The sequence below is a fragment of the Bacteriovorax stolpii genome, from assembly GCF_002872415.1.
Lineage (GTDB): Bacteria > Bdellovibrionota > Bacteriovoracia > Bacteriovoracales > Bacteriovoracaceae > Bacteriovorax > Bacteriovorax stolpii.
Genome location: NZ_CP025704.1, coordinates 3,259,998 through 3,279,862, shown reverse-complemented (window position 1 = coordinate 3,279,862; position 19,865 = coordinate 3,259,998). Strand labels below are relative to the sequence as shown.

The 19,865-nt window shown below is 40.8% G+C and carries 19 protein-coding genes and 1 tRNA gene; 16 read left to right on the top strand and 4 right to left on the bottom strand.

Annotated elements, in window-relative coordinates:
* The first annotated feature begins 143 nt into the window (after positions 1–143).
* The 3 genes from C0V70_RS16175 (at position 144) to C0V70_RS16165 (ending at position 3,697) form a co-directional block, all read left to right on the top strand.
* On the top strand, positions 144–1,022 hold the full coding sequence (locus tag C0V70_RS16175) for a hypothetical protein (protein ID WP_102244906.1): 879 nt from the start codon (positions 144–146) through the stop codon (positions 1,020–1,022).
* Positions 1,023–1,053: 31 nt separating this feature from the next.
* Positions 1,054–3,552, top strand: coding sequence for a hypothetical protein (locus tag C0V70_RS16170; protein ID WP_102244905.1), 2,499 nt, complete (start codon positions 1,054–1,056; stop codon positions 3,550–3,552).
* Between the two features lie 62 nt (positions 3,553–3,614).
* Positions 3,615–3,697: transfer RNA gene (locus tag C0V70_RS16165), tRNA-Leu, on the top strand.
* 67 nt (positions 3,698–3,764) lie between these two features.
* Here C0V70_RS16165 and C0V70_RS16160 read toward each other — a convergent pair.
* Positions 3,765–4,901, bottom strand: a complete 1,137-nt coding sequence (locus C0V70_RS16160; RefSeq protein ID WP_133566774.1) for an SGNH/GDSL hydrolase family protein — start codon at positions 4,899–4,901, stop codon at positions 3,765–3,767.
* Between the two features lie 79 nt (positions 4,902–4,980).
* On the opposite strand from C0V70_RS16160, the gene C0V70_RS16155 reads away from it, so the two are divergent.
* Complete coding sequence (locus C0V70_RS16155) at positions 4,981–5,403, top strand: DUF1761 domain-containing protein (RefSeq protein WP_102244903.1); 423 nt, start codon at positions 4,981–4,983, stop codon at positions 5,401–5,403.
* Positions 5,404–5,435: 32 nt separating this feature from the next.
* Positions 5,436–5,735, top strand: coding sequence for an MscL family protein (locus C0V70_RS16150; protein WP_102244902.1), 300 nt, complete (start codon positions 5,436–5,438; stop codon positions 5,733–5,735).
* Between the two features lie 3 nt (positions 5,736–5,738).
* Here the strand turns inward: C0V70_RS16150 and C0V70_RS16145 are convergent, their stop codons facing one another.
* On the bottom strand, positions 5,739–6,641 hold the full coding sequence (locus C0V70_RS16145; RefSeq protein ID WP_102244901.1) for a CorA family divalent cation transporter: 903 nt from the start codon (positions 6,639–6,641) through the stop codon (positions 5,739–5,741).
* A gap of 88 nt (positions 6,642–6,729) precedes the next feature.
* Here C0V70_RS16145 and C0V70_RS16140 point away from each other — a divergent pair, with 88 nt between their 5' ends.
* On the top strand, positions 6,730–7,272 hold the full coding sequence (locus C0V70_RS16140) for a MarR family winged helix-turn-helix transcriptional regulator (protein WP_102244900.1): 543 nt from the start codon (positions 6,730–6,732) through the stop codon (positions 7,270–7,272).
* Between the two features lie 3 nt (positions 7,273–7,275).
* Here C0V70_RS16140 and C0V70_RS16135 read toward each other — a convergent pair whose 3' ends face one another.
* Positions 7,276–7,575 carry a hypothetical protein gene (locus C0V70_RS16135; RefSeq protein WP_102244899.1) on the bottom strand — a complete coding sequence of 100 codons (300 nt, stop codon included), beginning with the start codon at positions 7,573–7,575 and terminating at the stop codon, positions 7,276–7,278.
* A 456-nt stretch (positions 7,576–8,031) separates the two neighbouring features.
* On the opposite strand from C0V70_RS16135, the gene C0V70_RS16130 reads away from it, so the two are divergent.
* From C0V70_RS16130 to C0V70_RS16085, 10 genes are all read left to right on the top strand, one after another.
* Positions 8,032–8,505, top strand: a complete 474-nt coding sequence (locus tag C0V70_RS16130; protein ID WP_102244898.1) for a fimbrial protein — start codon at positions 8,032–8,034, stop codon at positions 8,503–8,505.
* 68 nt (positions 8,506–8,573) lie between these two features.
* The gene (locus tag C0V70_RS16125) at positions 8,574–9,050 is read left to right on the top strand and encodes a hypothetical protein (RefSeq protein ID WP_102244897.1); all 477 of its coding nucleotides are present in this window, start codon (positions 8,574–8,576) and stop codon (positions 9,048–9,050) included.
* 54 nt (positions 9,051–9,104) lie between these two features.
* Positions 9,105–9,458, top strand: a complete 354-nt coding sequence (locus tag C0V70_RS16120; RefSeq protein ID WP_102244896.1) for a hypothetical protein — start codon at positions 9,105–9,107, stop codon at positions 9,456–9,458.
* Between the two features lie 62 nt (positions 9,459–9,520).
* Positions 9,521–10,237, top strand: a complete 717-nt coding sequence (locus C0V70_RS16115; protein WP_102244895.1) for a fimbrial biogenesis chaperone — start codon at positions 9,521–9,523, stop codon at positions 10,235–10,237.
* Positions 10,224–12,686: a fimbria/pilus outer membrane usher protein gene (locus C0V70_RS16110; RefSeq protein ID WP_102244894.1), complete on the top strand. Its 2,463-nt coding sequence runs from the start codon at positions 10,224–10,226 to the stop codon at positions 12,684–12,686. Before C0V70_RS16115 ends, C0V70_RS16110 begins: the two co-directional genes overlap by 14 nt.
* Complete coding sequence (locus C0V70_RS16105) at positions 12,683–13,639, top strand: spore coat protein U domain-containing protein (RefSeq protein ID WP_102244893.1); 957 nt, start codon at positions 12,683–12,685, stop codon at positions 13,637–13,639. Before C0V70_RS16110 ends, C0V70_RS16105 begins: the two co-directional genes overlap by 4 nt.
* A gap of 79 nt (positions 13,640–13,718) precedes the next feature.
* Positions 13,719–14,813, top strand: coding sequence for a tryptophan--tRNA ligase (gene trpS / locus C0V70_RS16100; RefSeq protein ID WP_102244892.1), 1,095 nt, complete (start codon positions 13,719–13,721; stop codon positions 14,811–14,813).
* A 14-nt stretch (positions 14,814–14,827) separates the two neighbouring features.
* Positions 14,828–15,904: a hypothetical protein gene (locus C0V70_RS16095; protein WP_102244891.1), complete on the top strand. Its 1,077-nt coding sequence runs from the start codon at positions 14,828–14,830 to the stop codon at positions 15,902–15,904.
* A 161-nt stretch (positions 15,905–16,065) separates the two neighbouring features.
* Positions 16,066–17,850, top strand: a complete 1,785-nt coding sequence (locus C0V70_RS16090) for a DEAD/DEAH box helicase (RefSeq protein WP_102244890.1) — start codon at positions 16,066–16,068, stop codon at positions 17,848–17,850.
* Between the two features lie 78 nt (positions 17,851–17,928).
* Complete coding sequence (locus C0V70_RS16085) at positions 17,929–19,002, top strand: UDP-N-acetylglucosamine--N-acetylmuramyl-(pentapeptide) pyrophosphoryl-undecaprenol N-acetylglucosamine transferase (RefSeq protein ID WP_158649727.1); 1,074 nt, start codon at positions 17,929–17,931, stop codon at positions 19,000–19,002.
* On the opposite strand, the gene C0V70_RS16080 is transcribed toward C0V70_RS16085, so the two are convergent.
* Complete coding sequence (locus tag C0V70_RS16080) at positions 18,999–19,664, bottom strand: response regulator transcription factor (RefSeq protein WP_158649726.1); 666 nt, start codon at positions 19,662–19,664, stop codon at positions 18,999–19,001. The two genes, C0V70_RS16085 and C0V70_RS16080, sit on opposite strands and share 4 nt — an antisense overlap.
* Between the last annotated feature and the right edge of the window lie 201 nt (positions 19,665–19,865).

Genomic DNA, 19,865 nt, shown 5'->3' with positions numbered 1-19,865 from the left:
TTTAGTTTAATAGGTCTAATCCAATAGAACTACAGTCTAAAGCCTCAGGTATTCTGGGGCTTTTTTTTGTCTAAATTATGTCAATTATTTTCATTTTGTTCCGAAAAGATTGAGAGGGAAAACCCTCTAAATTTAAGGAAAAAATGAACTTCAACTTTAAACTCATCAGAAACGAAATGCTCGCACCTGGAGATATTTTTTGGCAGAAAAAATCTGGTCAAAACTTACTGGTTTCTAAAAAAGGTGACGTCATTAATTTCGAGTTGATTAAAAAACTCGAGGCCGCCGAGCAGACACTCACGATTGAAAATTTAATCGACCCACACGTTCGTCATGAGTTCGAGGCCATCTACGAAAAATATTGTTCTGAAGTTTTAATGAGAGACAAGATCAAGTGGCGTGAACAGTTAATTGAACTTCTTAGAGTTGAATTCATCGAAAAAGAAAAAGAACAGTTCGAACTTAATATGCTGGCATGGAAGTTCTTCTCAAAGTTTTCAAATGAAGAGGCCATGGCCTTCATGGAAAGAGATAGTGAACTGTTTAAGAGACACTTGAGTGTGGCCAGCTCCTATGCATTCTGCGCTTTTCTTCTGGGCTATTACGAATCTGATTTCCTTTCCAGACTCTTCTCTTCAACTCTGGAGAGTTTGATGCATTTAGGGGAAAGCGTAAACGTCATGAGCTTAAAAGAGAAACTGGACTACCTATCATTCCAGGAAAGTTTTCTTCCGGAAGACTTTGAAGTGATGAGAGAAATCGCCACAGATGAAATGTTAAATAAGAGTGTCTTATTTGAAAAATATGATGGCTCAGGAATTCGCAATATCAACTCTCGCGAAATGAATGATCTGGAAATTGTAATGGTGGCCTTAAACAGTTCTTACGGCTTTAAAAAGTGCCTTGATAAGAATGTGCTTTTGGCAATTGATTGCGGCGATTTTAAATGCGAAGGCAAGACCCAGAGGCTTTTAAAACGCGTGCTAATGAAAAAGGAAAGAACGGCAGATGTAGCCGCTTAAGAGGAATAAGAATTTGAATCAAAACTCTAAAATGAAGATCTTAGTGACACCGGAGCTTATGAGCTCACCGGTGGCGCATTTCTTTTTAGAGATGGGAGTAGAGTTAGAGCAAAAATACACTGAAGGTCACAATTATCTTTTTGCTATCAATAACGCTTGCCCGGAAGTGACTCATCTTCCACGACTACAGACTAAGGCCGACCTGGATGCAAAATTTCTGACTCATGTGAGAAGTTACATCAGTGAAGGATTGTTTGCGACAGAGGCCGGTAAAAAACTTCTGACGTCTTACTTCACTGAAGCTGTCGACTTCGATTTGGTTGACCGCTACTCAAAAGATTTAAAAAACATTTACTCGGTAAAGATTCATGAGTATCTCAACGTGGGATACTTTGTGGACTCAATCGTGGTTGAAGCCTATAAAGCGAAATTTGATATCAATGCTCTTCGCGATTATATGCACACGGCACTTAAGTTTGCTTTCAAGAAAGTTGAAGCAAGCCAGGAGAGAATGCCTATTGATCTCTCTTACTCTCATAACGGAGAGGCCTTCACTGTTCAGATTTCTATGGAAGTGGAGTTCTTTGGTGGCAAGAGTGAGTTTAAAGAGGTGTTAGATCTTCTCACTAAAGATACAAACTATTTCGATGTGACGTACTTTGATAAGAAAAAGAAGCTCACTCTTTCGATGTTGATGTTTAAAGACAAGAGCTTTAAAGGAATGAAGTCATACTTCTTTACGGAAGTGGCCAAAAAGGCCGCCAGTTCTGAAGTTGCAGAGTCACCGGCAGAACTTCATTCAGGGCTTGCGTCTCAAGAACCAGTTCGTTACGAAGCACCTAAGGGTGGAAATGAGCAGTCGAAGAAGCTGGCCGTTGCCAGAAAATTTGCTATTTTTATTAAAAACTACCGCAATAACGAAGAACGTCCAAAGCCACTTGAAAGGCTTGAGCTCATTGACGTTGAATACTACTTAACATTTTATCCGAAACAAGAAGCAGTCAAAGAAGTTGATGATGAAATTAAAAATTTTGTTTTCCGCTTGATTAAAGATGACCAGCTCTTTAGCGGAATTACAGATTACGTTCAGAAGATTGCCAACTCAAAACTCGATCCACAAGTTCAGGAAATCCAGAGAATTCTTGCAGAGAAATCTCTAAGCGATATTGAAGAAATCCTGATGATTCACGGGAAAGGAAGTGAGAAAGAAGGCGTCGACCGTGTCAAAGGTTGGGTTGATACTTCAGACAATGAAGCGATTAGAGTGTCTGGAAAAGATGTCGCTGTCGCCAACAATGAGAAGTGGGAAGTTAAGCGCTCTCAAATTAATGAAAAGATCCAGGATGAAGTCATCCGTATCAACTCTGAAGGACGCAATGTCATTCAGGAAGATATTATCCGTGTTGTTGCTAAGGAACTTGATGCTAAAGAAAACGATGTTAAGACTGTTGTAAGTGGCATCGTTGAAGAAGCTGTATCTTCTGAGCTGGTAAAAAACCAGAAACTGGAAGAAGCTTTTGCGCTCAAAATCTTAGGCAATCAGACACCAGATGAAGTAAGAGAAAAGCTTGAAGCTCAAATTGCCAGAATGAAAAAAGTTATCGAGCAGATGAAAAATGAAATCATCCGCTTCCAGAATGAGAAGACCCTCCAGGGAATCGAAGGCAACCTGGCAGCACCTTCTCAGGAGAACCCTGAACTTGGGAAACTAAAATCCGCGCTCGGCAAAGCTGTTGAAGTGGCCAAGGCAAAAGATAAGATTATTGAAAAATATAAAAACGATGCCGAAATCAATCTTCGCGCTAAAGACATGAAGATCACCGCTCTTGAAGACCGCATTGAAGAGATTAAGTCGGAATTTGCCCGCAGCCGTGAATTTGCCAATGAAGAAAAGCTTCAGATCCTGCAAGCGGAAAATAAGAGCTTGAAGGGCAGACTTGAGCTGGCCAATAAAAAGGTCAATATCATCAATGAAAATATTGAAAATCGCGAAAGCGAAACGACAGAAAAGCACGAAAGAGAGATTGAGAGCTTGCGTTCAAACATGCAGATGGCCCAATCGGTAATCGAGCGCTTCAAGCAAGATAAGTTGGAAATGGAATCTCGCTTCCAGGAAGAGCGCGAAGCAAACCGTAAACTCAAAGAAGAAAATTCGGCAGCTGGTTCAAACTCAGCAATGAAGTCCGAGCTTGCCGAACGAGAGGCCCAGATTGCCATCCTACAGAGCGATAGAAAGGCTTCAGAGGATAAGTACAAGCTTCTTTCTATCGAGCTTAAAAAGACCGAGCAAAAGCTTAAATACGTCACCAGCCAGCTGGAATCGTCTAACAAGAAGGGCGGATCAGGCCAAAAGAGTGCGGACGCCTACGCAAAACAGCTCGAGCAGGCCAACTCTCGCCTAAGTGAAGCAAACAACGAAGTGGCCGAAAAACGTAAAGAAATCGTTAAACTTAAACAAGAAAACACGTTAATGAGCTCTAAAATCGCTGAACTTGAGAAAAAACTCGGCGTTGCCAAAAAAGCTTCATAATTTTTTTATTTTTCACTTGTCAGCCTCAACATTTTTGAGTAAAAATAGTGTCTCAAATCGACGCCCTGCTGGTGAAATTGGCAGACACGCCAGACTTAGGATCTGGTGCGCAAGCGTGGGGGTTCAAGTCCCTCGCAGGGCACCATTTGAACATTCAAAAAATAAAATGACCCAACTCGATTGGGTTTTTTTGTGCCCAAAATCCTGGATTCTTATTTCGTCTTATAGTTTTGTCCAATGGTGCGAAAGATAGCATCGGCGATAATTTCGTTTCCTTTGCTATTAATATGGCAGCAGTCATCTGTGTAAATGGTTTCTTTGATGGGTTTAAAGACCATTGCCAGGTCATAGACTCCAAGCTTTGATGCTTCTTTTCTCAAGGCCAGGAAGTCGGCAACACTACTGGCGAAGAGGTCATTGATGACAGTTGCTTGCTCCTGACTGCTAAAAGTTTTTGATTCGGGATTGTATTGGCTTGGTTGGACAAAAAAGAATCCGGGTTTATTGTGTAGTTTTAAAATCGCTTGCTGCATCTGAGTGTATTTTTTCCAGTTGCCTACAAGGATTTGCTGAATTTCATCGGCGCTGTTCATGCGATTATAAAAAGAAGTTTTGGGGTTAGAGAGGTCTTGGGATTCTTTATAAACTTCTTTAAGAAGGATGTTGCGATAAAGAATCATAATGGCACTCTTACTCAAAATGGGATGCATTCTGATACTTTCTGCTTTTGCTTTTTGTTCAAAGACATCATTGATTCTTCCGTTGGATTCATCATCGTAGAGAAATTCACTGAAGGTTGGATAGTTCATCGGGTAAGCGCCACTTGTTCTCGACCAAACTTCATTCCACCCATCGAGTTGAATAACCATGTCGATATCTTCAATAAAATAAGAAGAGGCTATGTATTGCTGAGGTTGTTTGTAGCCGGGAATCGCCAGGTTCATGAAACGTATATATTTATCTTTTAGGGCGGGGACATGCTCTTTTAATTTATCAGTCAGACGTTCATTGGCCACGATATGGCGAACGAACTGATCAGCAACGGAGCCGCCAAGGACAGCGATAATAAAAGTCCTGTCATCTTTTGCCAGCGGATAGTCTTCGCTGGAGCTAAAGCCGTAATTGTTCCCGTATCGGGTGACGTATCCAAAAAAAGGTGAGCGTTTAAAGTTGCCATGCCATTCTTGGATCCGTTTGTATTCGGCCGGATTTTCCTGTTGATAACTCTGTTGAAGAAGATCGCGTCTGTAATTGTGGACATAAAATTGGCTGGCGAGTTCCAATGAAGCAGTGACGACAAAGGCAATGAATAGAACGTAACCAATCCACGACAATATTTTCTTTTTCATAAATAAAATTAAAGCATGGCGACTTTTTCTCTACAAGTTTGATGTTATACTTTGTGAATAAATATTTTAAGGAGAAGTCATGATTCCTGTGAGTGTAAACTTTTTCGCAGTCATTACGTGCAGTGTTTTGTCATTAGTCCTAGGATTTCTCTGGATGACTAAGCTCTTTGGCGTTCCTTACAGAAAATATATGTACGGGGTTAAAGACCAAGGGAGTGCTGGCAAAAAACAGCAGATAACTTCTTTTGTCATTTATATTCTGGTGTCTTTAATTACGGCCTACGTCTTTGGACTGATGGTCTTTTTTACAAAATCTTTAAGTGATGGCTCACTAGAAGTAGGAGTGTTGGCAACTCTTCTGGTGTGGGCAGGTTTTTTTCTTCCTTTTGCCGTCAACAAAGCAGTCTGGCAGTTTAAAAACTGGATTGTCGTCGCTATTGATGCAAGTTATGAGCTGGTAAGGCTCATGATGATGCTTTTCATTTTTTGGTACTGGAATTAAACTTCTCTTCAAAATCTAATTGAGGAGAGAATGTGGTTAAAGAATTTTTTTCGTTTCTTAAAGCTTACGGAGTTATTGGTCTGGCCATCGCAGTGATCATTGGCGGAAAATTAAATGAGCTCATTGGAAGTTTAGTCAATGATCTTATGATGCCACTTATTTTTAAGCCGGCACTTAAAGCTGCTAACGTTACAAATGTCAGGGATCTTCAATATGAAGGGATTTTCTACGGCAAAGTTATTGGCTCTGCCGCAGACTTTTTTATCGTTGCACTTGTCGTCTTTTTGATCGCCAAGTTTGTTCTTAGAGAAGAGACTGTCACAAAAAAATGATTTTTAATTTGGACGCTTCAGCCAACCTCGGCGATAAACCCAGATGAAGATACCAATAGAAATAGCGGCCATACTTCCTAAAACCAGGAAGTATCCTTTTTCGTGGTGAAGTTCTGGCATGTAATCAAAATTCATTCCGTAAACTCCTGCCAGGAAATTGAGTGGTAAGAAGAAAATCGAAAACACTGTCAGGACGCGCATGACTTCATTGGTTTTTTGGGCGGAAAGAGAGATGTGCAGATTGAGAAGGCCTGTGACATTTTCCAAAACGTCTTCAGTGTAAAAGAGATTGCGCTCGATACTTTCGCGCAGACCTTGAAAATCCCTCCAGACAAAATCCGGCCTGCTTTGAAGAGAGGCGAGGATATCGAGAGAGAACTTAAGAACTTTTCTAATGGCCGAAGCTTTTCTCTTTAAGAAGTAACCTTCGCGGACAATGTTGTCACTTTTACTTGTTTCAAAAATACTTTCTTCAAATATCTCCACTCTGTTTTCTAAAGCAGAAAGAGGAGCATCGAAAGTCATCATGGAAGAGGTGATGATGCTCTTGATAACGTCTTTTAACGTGTAGTTTTTTTCAACAGCTTCGTGACGGAGCTCCTCTAAAAAGGGGTGATCCATACGGTGAATGGTTATAAGTGAGTCGTTACTTATAAGGAGAGTGATCTTCGTTGTCAGGTCCTGAATGTTGGCTGCATCTGTCTTTGAATAATCAATCGTTCGCAGATATATAACCGCGGCAGACTCAAGTAATTCGTACTTAGGTAGATGCTCAGGGTTCAGGGCGTTCAGCAAAACGCGATTCGGTATATTTAACTCTTGCGAAAGATGATTCAAATCGCTTTTTTTAGGAGTCGTTAGATCAACCCAACGAATGTTCTGTAACTGTGTCTCAAATTTCTTCATAATTTTATCTTAAGATGATCAAGGAACGCAAAATTTAAGGTTTTCCTAAATTGACCAATAACCTTTCTTACTATCATAATCAGAATCTATGGAACACACTAGTATTTTAGACATTAAATCAGATCCCGTTTACCAAGAACTTTTGACAAACTACCCGGAAGTTTCTCCTGAAGCAGTAGAGACGATCCTCCAGTTTCACAAAGTTTCATCTCTCATTAACATGAGACGAGAAGCCACTCTGTCTGAGTTTGGTCTTACTCCTGGACGCTTTCAGCTCCTCATGCTTTTAAAGAGACAAGAGCCAGTACATGCTCTTTCTCCTTCTGAGCTAGCGAAGAGAACAGGCGTCACGAGAGGAACAATGACTCAATTCATTGATGCTATCGAAAAAGATGGTTTTGTGAAAAGAGTTGAAGATCCGAAAGACAGAAGAGGTATGTTGGTTGAGTTAACTCAGGTTGGTGAAGACAAGTTGAAACAAGTATTGCCGATTCACATTTCGCGTATGGAGCATTATACGCGTGTACTTAACAGTGATGAACGCAAGATGATGATTCACATCATGACCAAGATGGTTAGCACATTCGACGCCGCAGCTCAGGATGAACTAACCATCAAGCATCAAGCTTAAGAATTATTCGATAACGATCTGGCCGTCTTGAACAACAAGGTATCCAGAAACCGCGTCGCCATCTTTAAGGCTACATGAAGCGTCTACGAATTCAGTAGTAGATGCTTCAGATTCGCTTAGTGGGCAAACCATGCTTGCTCTGTAATCAGTATAATTGATCTTAAATGAGCAATCGAACATGTTCTGGTCGATGCGAACTTTTTTGTATTCAGTTACTTTTCCAATAAATTGAGCTTCTGGATTACATGCCAGTGCAGATCCTGCGCTAAATAAAAAGCCAATAGCCAAAACTAAGTTCTTCATACTTCACTCCCAATTAAAAATACTAATGACAGCCTTGTAGCAGGGTCCTCGGCCAGCTTCAAGTTAAGATTCGATTGTGTGTAGAAACCACCCTATCTAAAAGTTTAACCTCCTTGCTTCCAAGCTCCATTTTTATGCTTTTTGAGTAAGTAAAATTCTACTTGGATTATTGATAATTTTTATTGATAGATCTGTGGTCTAACCAATTATAATTAATCCTTTTTTAGTGGTGTTGTTGTGGCGATATTCGCAACTGGCAAAAAGCTCCTTTTGACACTTTTTTAGACACGTTTTGACATCAGTGTTTAAAATATAATCACGTCTTTACTTAGACGAGAACTTGATGCCAAGGACTTAAGGTTGTTTTGAACTTGGCACCGGAAGTGCTTTAGATAAGGACAGAATCAGGTTTAAGAAAAAAAAACCAAACAACGATCGCAACACACAGGAGTATCTATGAAGAAGTTTTTAGCAGTAACAGCACTTTTAACTCTTACGACAACATCAGCTTTTGCTGCAACATCAGGTTCATTACTACTTCAAGGTATAGTTGCTCAAAAGGTAGCTATCGTTGTCACTCCAGTAGCAGTAGCATCTGCCCTGGATCTTGCGACAACTCAATCTGACCTAAAAGTAGCTACAGTTAATGAGCAATCGAACTCAAAAACTGGTTATAAAGTAACGATCACTTCTGCAAACTTAGGGAAACTTAAGAGAACAGACGGTGCTGAAGTTTTCTCATACACACTTAAGTATGCTGGATCATCAGTAGGTCTTTCAACTGCAGCAGGTTCAACTTTTACAAACTCTTCAGCTGCAGCTGTTAACGTGAATAAAGACCTGAACATTTCATACACAGGTGTTGCTGCTGAATCAATGGTAGAAGGTACATACGCTGATACAGTTACTTTCAACATCGCTGCTAACTAATTTTCCAAAAATAACGAAGGCCCGCTCATGGATGGCGGGCCTTTTTTTTTGCTTAAAAGTCAGGGAAGATGAAAACTATAATTTCCAGCCTGCTATTTTCAATTCTTTTTTCCCTTCCGGCCCTTTCTGCGGTGACAGGATCATCTCTTTTACAGGGAAAAGTTTCTTCGAGAGTTTCCATTGAAGTCTTTCCAGAAACGATTGCAGGGGCCCTGGATCTTTCGACTACCCAGACTGATTTAAAAGTGGCGAGCTATAGAGAGAAATCAAATGCTATTTTGTCTGGTTATCGGGTGAGGATTTCCAGTGCGAATCTGGGGAAACTTAAGCGTGTTGAGGGGGCAGAGGTTTTTGCTTACTCGCTTAAGTACGATGGAACGACATTGAATCTTTCAACATCATCGGGAACGACGTACGAGCGCTGGCACATCTTTCCAGTGAGCCTGCTGCGGAATTTGACGATCTCCTACACAGGCAAACCGGCCGAACAAATGGTCACCGGTACCTATACCGACACCATAACCTTTGAAATTGCAGCTAGATAGATAATCTTCAAATACCCGCTCAAGAAGCTCAGGTATTGTGCCGATAAGTCTCATATGAAGACTTATTTAGCATTCGTTGTTTTCTCTTTTTCTTCTGTGGCCTTTGCTGATGGAAGCGCAAGATTAGTCCTTAGGGCCTATGTCCCTCCGGCGATTAATACGACCATAAGTCAAACCCAACTTAGTTCTTCAAAAAGCTTAGTGACTTTTACCAGCCAAATGAATTCCAGGTATTTAAGTAACGAACAAAAATTTGAAGTTGAAGGCCTTGATCAGTCAGGATTAGAGGCGAACTTAAAGAGAATTGCAGGCAATGACCGCAGTATTCAGTACGAACTTCTGGTGAAACACTTAAAAGATACAATGCCAGTACACAAACCAATTTTCCTCAAAATATCTGCAAATTAGTTTTGTAGTAATTCCATTTAACCGCTAAAATTAAAGGAACTTTTAAAAGGCGGTTTCAAGGAATGAAGCGCAACATTTTATTCATCCTTACAAGTTTACTGATTTCATTTAATACTTATGCATTTAAGTTTTCTCCAATGTCGACTTCTATCGGAGTAAAAGAGAAAACGAATTCAACTTTATTTTATCTGGAAAATGATTCTGATCAGCCGATTGCGGTCACTGCATCTGTGATGAAAAGAGAAATGAATGCTGAAGGTGTTGAGACCAACAAAAAAATCGACAACGAAATTACAGTTTATCCATCGCAGTTGATTATTCCACCAAACGAAAAGCGTTCGGTGAAAGTGACGTGGGTTGGAAAGACTGCGCCTGTTAAAGAAGAAGCTTACCGCTTGATCGCAGAACAGCTTCCAATTGAACTTGATAAAAATAAAAAGCAAAAGGCCAGTATTAAAGTTCTGCTTCGCTATGTAGCAGCACTTTATGTTGAGCCAGAAGGACTTTCTTCTGATGTTTCTTTAAAGAAAATGGAAGTGGATGAGAAGAAGGTTTCATTAACAATGAATAATGCAGGTAAAAAGCACCAAGTGCTTTCGAACCTGGTCATCAAGTTTAGCGGTAAAAAAGATATCACGATTGAAGGCGAAGAACTTAAAGGCATGATCGGAGAAAATGTCCTGGCAGAAAGCGAGCGCATTTTTCATTTTCAGAAAAGTGGCAAGTTCAAAGATGTTCAGTCTACAGATAAGGTGAAAATTAGTTTTGATAAAGATTAATTTAAAACCTATTTTTTTATCGACCCTGGTTCTGTTAGGTCCGCTTTATAAAGCAGAGGCTCAGTCTCAATCTCAATCTACAGATGAACTTTTCAAAAAAGTTTTTGGGAAAGCGAGCGAAGAAAAAAAGACTCCGGTTGATGTGTCGCTGGGAGATTTTTTCATTGGAGAAGTTTCGGTCACCCTTCAGGGAGATAAAATTATTTCTATCTCAGGTGGGGAGTTAAGAAAACTTCTGATTGATAAAATCCGCGAAGACAAAATTATGAAGTATCCCGTCAGCGACGGTGATGTCAGTCCGGATAAACTGCCTTTTAAAGTGCAGTATCATCCGTCAGAGTTAAGACTTTCGGTTCAGATTCCTCCAGCAGATTTGCGCCCGACAGATGCTAACGTCTACGACGATTTAATTCCTTATTATTCACGCAAGGCGATTGAGCCAGCACCTTTTTCGCTGGGGCTAAACTATAAGTTAGAGCAGACTTTTAATCATAACACTAATCAGACGGATTCATTTACAGCACAAACAGATGCGTTTATGAACATCCAGAAAGTGGCCCTGGAAAACCGCATGACTTATCTCTCGACGAGAGACAGACAGTGGGGAAGACAGGGAACACGCGCGATCTTTGATCGACCTAACCGCATGCAAAGAATTGAAGCGGGGGATGTGAACTATCCCATTATTGGTTATCAGCAGGCCTACTCTCTTGGAGGACTTTCTTTCTACCGAGACTTCTCACTGAATCCTTACCGTGTTGTAACGCCAACGTCCTCTTTTGAGTTCCAAGTCGATAGCCGTTCATTGGTTAAAACTTACGTGAATAACATTTTACTTAAGTCTGAGTACATGAGTGCCGGCCGTTACTCCGTAAAAGATATTCCACTGAACAACGGGCTTAACCGCATTGTGGTTGAAGTGACTGATGAATTTGGAGTCACCAGAACTTTCACTTTTAATGAATCAGGCTCTTTGGATTTATTAGCAAAAGGTGTAAGTCGATACGCACTAGCGACTGGGTATCCATCTTCGGAAGTTGACGGAAATTTAAAATATAACGAAGACAATGGGGCCTTTGCTTCTGGTTTTTACCAGCATGGGCTTTATAAACATTGGACTGTTTCTGCTTATGCTCAGGGAAATAAAAAGTACACAATGCTGGGAACTAACCATATTCTGTCTTCTGCCTATGGTAACTGGTCATTTGATGTGGCCGGAACAAAAAACGATTTCAATAACGGTTATGTCACTCAGGCCACTTATCAGCTCAATTTATTCGGAGCCTATTGGTATGACTCGCATACTTTAACGACTAAGGTTGAATACCGTTCGCCTTTTTTTAATGAGGCCGGTGAGAATTTTAAAAATCGTTTTGATGTTACTGTCACAGCTTCTTATAGCGTGCCTCTCTTTGAACGCTTCAATGTGGCATTAGGTGGAAGTTATCAAAATCCAACTCTTGCTGAAAATGCACGCTTGGCCTTTAACGGAAGTTTAACAACCAAGATTTTTGAATCGAGCTCACTGACCGCCTATGCCGGAAGAAGCAGAGATGAATTCAGAACCTGGTCTAATCAGATTTACTTTTTCTTTAACATGACGTTTGGTGAGAGTTCGACATTTGCCTCGGCCTTTTATGAAAAAGAATCGCAGACAAAACGTTTAACGGTTATCAGAGACACCGGGAAAAAATTCAACGACCTTAAAGTTTCAGCTTCTGCCGATGACAATAACTCTTCTAAAAATGCTTCTCTTGATCTGCAATACAACACGGTTCTGGCCGATTTAGGGGCGAGACAAGAGGTGATGAAAAATAATGGCCAGGCTGAAGGCTACAAAACCAGTGTGCGTCTTTTAAGTGCTTTTGCTTTTGTTCACAATGGCGATGATTCGGCCTTCTCAATTGCCCGACCGATTTCAAACAGCTTTGTTATTTTTAAGCCAAATAAAGAATGGAGTGGACAGAAGTTCGGAGTCCAGACGGCTGGAGGAGTTAACGACACGACGACAGGGCTTTTTGGCGAATCGTTGGTTTCAAGTTTAGCACCTTATCAATACCGAAGACTTCAACTTGACCCAAGCAATCTGGATCCGGGATATATTCTAGGTCAAGAGAGTTTTGTGGTTTATCCACGAAGAGACAGCGGACATTTATTTGTCATTGGAAAAGCTGGGCTTCTGGTTTTAAAGGGAAGAATTGTTGATCAGAATAAAAATCCACTGGCGCTTAAAGTTGGATTTTTTACTTCGGCCCAGACACAAAAAAGCACGCCATTTTTTACTGACCGTGAAGGAGAATTTTTTATCGAAGGAGTTGAGCCAGGTTTAGGAACCATTCAGCTTGATGATGATAATTTTTCACCAGCACAGATTGATATGACAGGGAAGAAGCAGGGAATGGTGGATACCGGTGATATTATCCTGCCGGATGGAGGAAGCGAGTTATGAAAATGAAATCAATAGCGGCCTTACTCTTTGCCTTTAGCCTCTTTCCATTAAGCAATGCTTTTGCAGATTGTGATTACAATTTAACTGTTCCGACATTTGCTTATGGAGTTGGGGACACTAACCCAATTGTTTCCGGGACTGTTCAGGTTAGTAGAGGTCAGGGTGGTAACAGTTCAAACTGTAATAATTTCTTTCTCGCTTTTACTAAAGGCTGGGCGGGAAACTACAACCGTCGCGGATACAATATTACGACCTGGGTTGGGTACTTGTATTACAACTTTTATAAAAATAATAACGCCACTGGGGTATTGAAAGAACCAAGTGATATCTCTTCTACCAATGAAGTCATCTTCGATACACTTTCAAAAGGTTCATCAAAAAACCTGAATTATTATTTTTCACTTTCACCAATTGATGCTAGTTCTCCTCCTAGCGCCGGGACTTATTACGATGTTGTCCAGGTCCAACTTTACTCGGGGACGTATACAAATATTGTTTCTTATGAAGGCTATCGCGACCTTTACGTTTATCTAAATGTCGCCAAGTTCATTTCACTATCAATGGTCGACACTGGTGGAACTTATGATGGCAATCAGACTTCAAAAACACTGGACTTTGGAGAACTAGAGCAAGGCGAACAATTGGGCTTTGATGTCCGCATTGTCAGTAACTCTGGTTATATTCTGAAAGTGTCTTCAAGTAACAACGGACTTCTAAAGCGCGTAGGTGGTACCGGAGTAAAGTCGCAAATCGGTTATGACTTCTACGCCAATAACTCTATTAAGACTTTAACCTCTTCGGCAGCTTCTCCAGTAACCATTGCCAGTGGCACTGGAAAAACTCCTTCAGGGGGCGCTTTGGTGCCGATTAAGGTCGCTATTAAGACTGTCGATGATAAAGACCCGGGAACCTATCAGGATTACGTCACTTTATCTGTCATTAGCAATGACTAATCGCCACAGAGACTGATTTCCCCTTTTTAGAACGCCTAAAATTGTCTAGAATAGAAGGCGTCTCTCTAAGAAGGAATTTATGTCTAAAAAAATCTGTTTAACTGGGGTCAAACCGACGGGGATGCCTCACCTGGGAAATTACATTGGAGCTATCAAGCCAGCTATTGAGATGGCGAACTCTGGTGAATACGATTCATACTATTTCATCGCTGACTACCATTCGTTGATTGGCGTTCACGATGCAAAACTTTTAAGAAATTATATTTATGAAGTGGCTGCCACATGGCTGGCCATGGGTCTTGATCCAAAAAAAGTCACTCTTTATAAACAAAGTGATGTTCCGGAAATCCTGGAATTAAACTGGATTGTGAACTGCTTTACCAGCAAAGGCTTAATGAACAGGGCCCACGCTTATAAAGCAATGGTTCAGGCCAACGAAGAAGAACAGCGCGATAAAGATGCTGGCGTAAACATGGGGTTATTTTCTTATCCTGTGCTCATGGCCTGCGATATTATGATTTTAAATGCAGATGTTGTTCCTGTTGGGGCAGATCAACTTCAGCACATAGAGATTGCCCGTGATATCGCGCACTCATTTAACAGCAATTACGTTCCAGGTTATGAAAAAATCAGAAAGAACTTAGACCACGAAAAAAATACGAAGTCGCTGGCCGAGTTCATCAGAACAAATGACAAAACAAAAGACGTCGCTTTCTTAAATCCACCAAAGGCCATCGTTGCAGAAGGAAACAAGCTGCTGGTGGGGCTTGATGGAAGAAAGATGAGTAAGAGTTACAATAACCACATCCCACTTTTTTCTACGGAAAAAGAGCTGCAAAAATTAATAAACAGAATCACTACGGACTCAAGCGGACCAACTGAACCCAAGAACCCGGACGATTCGTTGATTTTTGATTTCTATCAGACATTTGCTACTAAAGAGCAGACTGAAGACTTAAGAGCAAGATACCTGCGTGGTATCGGATGGGGAGAAGCAAAGGCCGATCTTTTAAATGTACTTAACAACACTTTGAAAGGACCTCGCGATATTTATAATGAACTGATGGCCGATACGAAAAAGATCGATGCAATTCTGGAAGAAGGTGCACAGAGAGTTCGTCCAAAGTCGCGTGAACTTATCCGCAATATTAAAAACACAATTGGTGTTAACTAAGGAATGTTGGCTCTATGAAATTACTAGGATGGTTTTTACTTTTGTCATTATCACAAGCACATGCTCAACAAGTGATTGAGAGTGCTCCTTTAAGTATTACGGAAGAAGGAACGAGAAAGATCATTGAGCGCGCTGACGGCGACAAAGACGCTAAGCCAGCTGAAATTCCTCATGGTGTTGAAGTCGTCGCTCCTCCAGCGGCAGAGGCCCTGGTCATACCAAACGATGACGTCGTTAACCCACCAGTTGAGAAGAAGACAGCTAAATCAAAAAAGAAATCAAAGTTGATTTCGAAAGAAGCTAATAAAGATGCGGCTAAAACAGTTGAGCCATCGGAAGCGATTCCTGCAATTGCACCGATTGAGTCAGCTTCAGTTGTTAAAAAAGAAGCTCCGGTCAACCCAATAGATGGGCAGTTACAACTTGGGCCATCAACAGAGGCACCTGTTCAAGTCCAAACTCAAACACCAACAGCTGCTCCAGTGGTTAAAGACGGTGAGATCAGGCTTGATGATAATAAAAAAGCACCAACTTTTGAGAATGATGTGATTGCCATTGCAGTTTATGACAACACGTTAAGGCGCTACTTACAATTCTCATTCGGTTACTTGAATTCTAACTACGAAAAGTTTCACCCGTCTTTAGATAATGGGTCAATGCTGACATCATTTCGTTTTGTTGGTGATATGACGACAAAGATTCAGACCGGGTTTGCTGTTGAGATTATCAGCGACAGAAGTAATCAAAACATTCCTGATGTTATCCGCGCGCTTCAGTACCGTTTATTTGCTGATTACCATGCGCCTCTTTTTGAAAAGGGAACGCTTAAGACAGATTGGATTGGAAGCATGGCCTTCTCAATTGGGGACTACGGTGTGAGAAGACGCTACCTGAATTCTCAAGGGCAGGAATTGAGCACTAAAATCAAGGAAGGGACTCTTGTTGGGCTTATTCCTGGGGCAGGGATTAGAATTTATTTAGTCGGTAAGTCGAGCTTTGACTTAATGGTTGAATACCATTTATATTTCGGAAAACCCCAGACTTACATCGGTGGATTGGCCTTTAACCCACGATTAAGCTTCGAATTCTAATCTTTTTTACACATTGGGCTAGTCGTATCGTTATTTATGACGTATGAAGCCTATAACATTTTAACGTTTCTCCCTTCGATGTTGCTTTTTTTGCGTCTAGTGGTTCAGGTTTCATTTCAAGCAATTAAGATCGGTGGAACCACATTCAGACGAGGTATTAAGTGACATTTCAAGAATTGCCACTACGTGAATCTTTAATTAGAGCGATCACGGAGAGGGGCTATGTAGAGCCAACAGAAATCCAGGCTCAAGCTATTCCAGCACTTGCAACAACAGAAACAGACTTTGTAGGACAAGCGCAAACAGGTACAGGTAAAACTGCTGCCTTCTCACTTCCACTATTAAACAAGATCGACTTCACTAACCGCGATGTTCAAGCACTAATCTTAACTCCAACTCGCGAGTTAGCTAACCAGATTACTGAAGAAATTAAAAAATTCTCTACGTACGAAAAAGTAAAAACACTTGCTGTTTACGGTGGTGTTTCTCTTGAAGGACAAATCAGAGGATTAAGAAAAGATCGCCCACAAATCGTAGTAGGAACTCCAGGACGTGTTCTGGATCTTATCGATCGTGGAGTTTTAATTCTAGACAACGCTAAATACGCTGTCCTGGATGAAGCTGATGAAATGCTGGATATGGGATTCATCGACGACGTAAAACAAATTCTTTCTAACCTTGGTGAAGACAGAAAAACTTGGATGTTCTCGGCAACTATGCCAGCTCCAATCCTTTCTCTAATTAAAACTTACCTAAAAGATCCTCTTGTTGTTAAAGTTCAAAAGAAAACTTTATCTAACGAGTCTATCGATCAAAAGCACTACGTTGTTCGCCACAACAACATGAGCGAAGCTATCTGCAGAATCCTTGATTCTCTGGAAGACTACTACGGAATGATTTTCTGCCGTACAAAAGTAGATGCTAAAACTCTTGCTGACGAACTAAACGCTCGTGGTTATCCATCAGACTCACTTCACGGTGATATGTCACAACAACAACGTGACATCACAATGAAGAACTTCAAACTTAAAAAGATCAACATGCTGGTTTGTACAGACGTTGCCGCTCGCGGAATTGACGTAGACAACCTTACTCACGTAATCAACTTCGGTCTTCCACAGGATATCGAGTCTTACGTTCACCGTATCGGCCGTACAGGTCGCGCGGGAATGAAAGGAACTGCCATCACCCTTGTTGAGCCGTCAGAAAGATACAGACTTCGCATGGTAGAAAACAATACGAAAGCTCGTATTGTTCAGGCCACTCTTCCAACTCCAGCGGAGTTAAAGGAAGTCATGGTTAGAAAAGAACTTAAGAAGTTCGATAATGTTATCGAAAATCTTGATAAACTCTCTACAGATCCTGTGTTTACTGAAAAGTTCAGTGAGCTTTCAAAAGAAGATTTATTGAAAGTTATGTACAACCATATCTTCAAATCTCAAATCTCTCGTTACGATCATTCACCATCACTTGAAATCCAGGAAAGACGTCCTGAAAACAGAGACCGTCAGAACCGTGAGTTCAATGACAGAGGAAATGATAGAGGCAACGACAGAGGAAGCAGAGACCAGGGACGTCCAAACCACTCTGGCAACATGAGATTCTTCGTTAACATCGGTAAAGACCACGGCCTGACTCTTAAATCACTTCTGGGATCAATCTCAGATATGGTTAAAGTAGAAGAGCGCCTGATCAGAAACGTAGACATGAAAGAAACATTTTCTTTTTTAGAAGTTCCTGAGCAATATGGTGAAGTTTTATTAAAAGTTAACACTCCGATGATCATCGACCGCACTGTGCGTTTCGAGCTTACTCGCTCGGCACCAATGAGCCGTCCACACTTCGGTGGTGGAGACCGCGATCGTCGTCCAAGCTTTAGAAGTGGAAGCAACCACAGAAATGGAGACAGAAACGGCAACAGATCTGAAAGATCTTTCCGTTCTTAATCTTTTCTACTTATAATAAAGGCATCTAATTCATAGCGCTCCCTTATGGGGGCGCTTTTTATTTTCCCTGAGGCCTTTATGTCTAACAAAAAAACGTTGATCTTTACAGGTGGGGGCTCTGGCGGCCATGTTATGCCGGCGCTGACTATTATTAAAAAAATCAATGAAGATGCTCGTTACGATGTTCACTATATCGGTGGTATTGCCAGCATCGAACGCGAACTGGTTCAGGATTACAAGCTTACTTATCATCCCATCCGCACCGGAAAACTAAGACGCTATCTTTCTCTGGAAAATATGAAAGACATTATCCGCGTGTTTTTAGGGCTAGTGGATTCTTTTAAACTGCTTTGGAAATTTGATAGAAAAAATACTTTAGTTTTTTCAACTGGTGGATTCGTTTCTGTACCGGTGGTTTTGGCCGCAAGACTTCAAGGGAAAAAATCTTTTATTCACGAGCAAACGAGCCGCGTAGGTTTGGCCAATAAAATCTGTTCGATCTTCGCCAACCGTGTGTTCATTAGTTTTGAAGATTCATATAAATACTTCGATGAAAACAAAACCTACTTCTCTGGTTATCCGCTAAGAGAAGAGTGTTACACCGATGAGATCAAGCCGATAAAAATCAACGGCAGAGTGATCAATGAAACTTCAAAGCCGATTATGTTTGTTACTGGTGGTGGAAATGGAGCTCAGTTAATCAATAAGCTTATTGAAAAGAATTTCGCTTTTTTAACTGAGAAATATCTGATTGTTCACCAGACAGGGAAGGCCTTCTTTAATGACTACAGCACAAAGCTAAAGCACCCTGATTACATCGCAGTTCCTTTTATCGGAACAGAGATGATTGACCTCTTTAAACTGGCCACAGTGACTATTTCCCGCTCTGGAGCTGGGACGGTGTGCGAATTGATCGCAGTCGGAAAAAAATCGATTTATATTCCTTTGAAGATCGCTCAAAAGAACGAGCAGTTCTTTAATGCCTTAGAGGCCCATAAAAAACTCGGGTCTATCATTATTGAAGAAAAAGAACTGACGGATGCGAGCTTTCTTCAGGCGTTATCGGATATTGGGGATCACAATCCAATGACGAAAGTGCAGAAGCAAAATGGGCTTCAGTTTTTAGTCGAAGAAATCGAAAAAGCTTTTTAGCCGATTCTTAAAATATACCCACGCGATTTAATCGTGCGGATGTATTTAGAAAAAGGCATCAGTTTCTTTCTAAGATTAGAAAGGTGAGTATCAATGTTCTGGTTTTGAACGTGGATGTTCGGCCAAAGAAGGTTCGTGATGTACTCGCGAGAGAAAACCTTATTTGGGTTTTTTGCCAGAAGGTGGATAAGTTTGAATTCAATTGGCGTAAGCTGGATTTTTTCTTCTCCAATTTCTGCCATTTGCATTTCACAGTGAAGTTTAAAGCCATCAAAGGCAATGATTTCTGATTCATTCGCCTGAGCTTGCTTCGTGTTGATCTTATTCTTAATACGCGCTACCAGCTCTCTTAGAGAGACAGGCTTAACGATAAAATCGTCTGCACCAAGGTTGAGACCTTTAATGATTGATTCTTCTGAAGGGTCACCACTTAAGAAAATAACAGGAAGGTCTGGATGAGATGTTTTAAATTTTTCATAGAGTTCAAATCCATTCATCGTCGGCATATGCAGATCGAGAAGGATAAGATCTGTTTCGGTTTTTCCAAGGAAACTTAGAAGGTCTACTGGATTCTGGATGAGTTCAAGATTGAATGTTGGTGATAATAATTCGTTATAACTTTTTAAGTTATCTTTCACATCGTCCACGATCGTTACGTGCATTTTTCTCTCCATAAATATCCCTGTTGCTCCTCTTAGTATAAGTTTACAACAATTCCTTTTAAATAAGCTTAGACGAAATTGCTCAGATCTTGAGATAAGATTTATATCTATATGTTTTTATTGTGTCAAGTAGGATTGTTTATAGGTATTTTCTATCAAAAATGGCGCAGTTTTGGGGCGCCCTTGGGGTAAGGGCGCGAT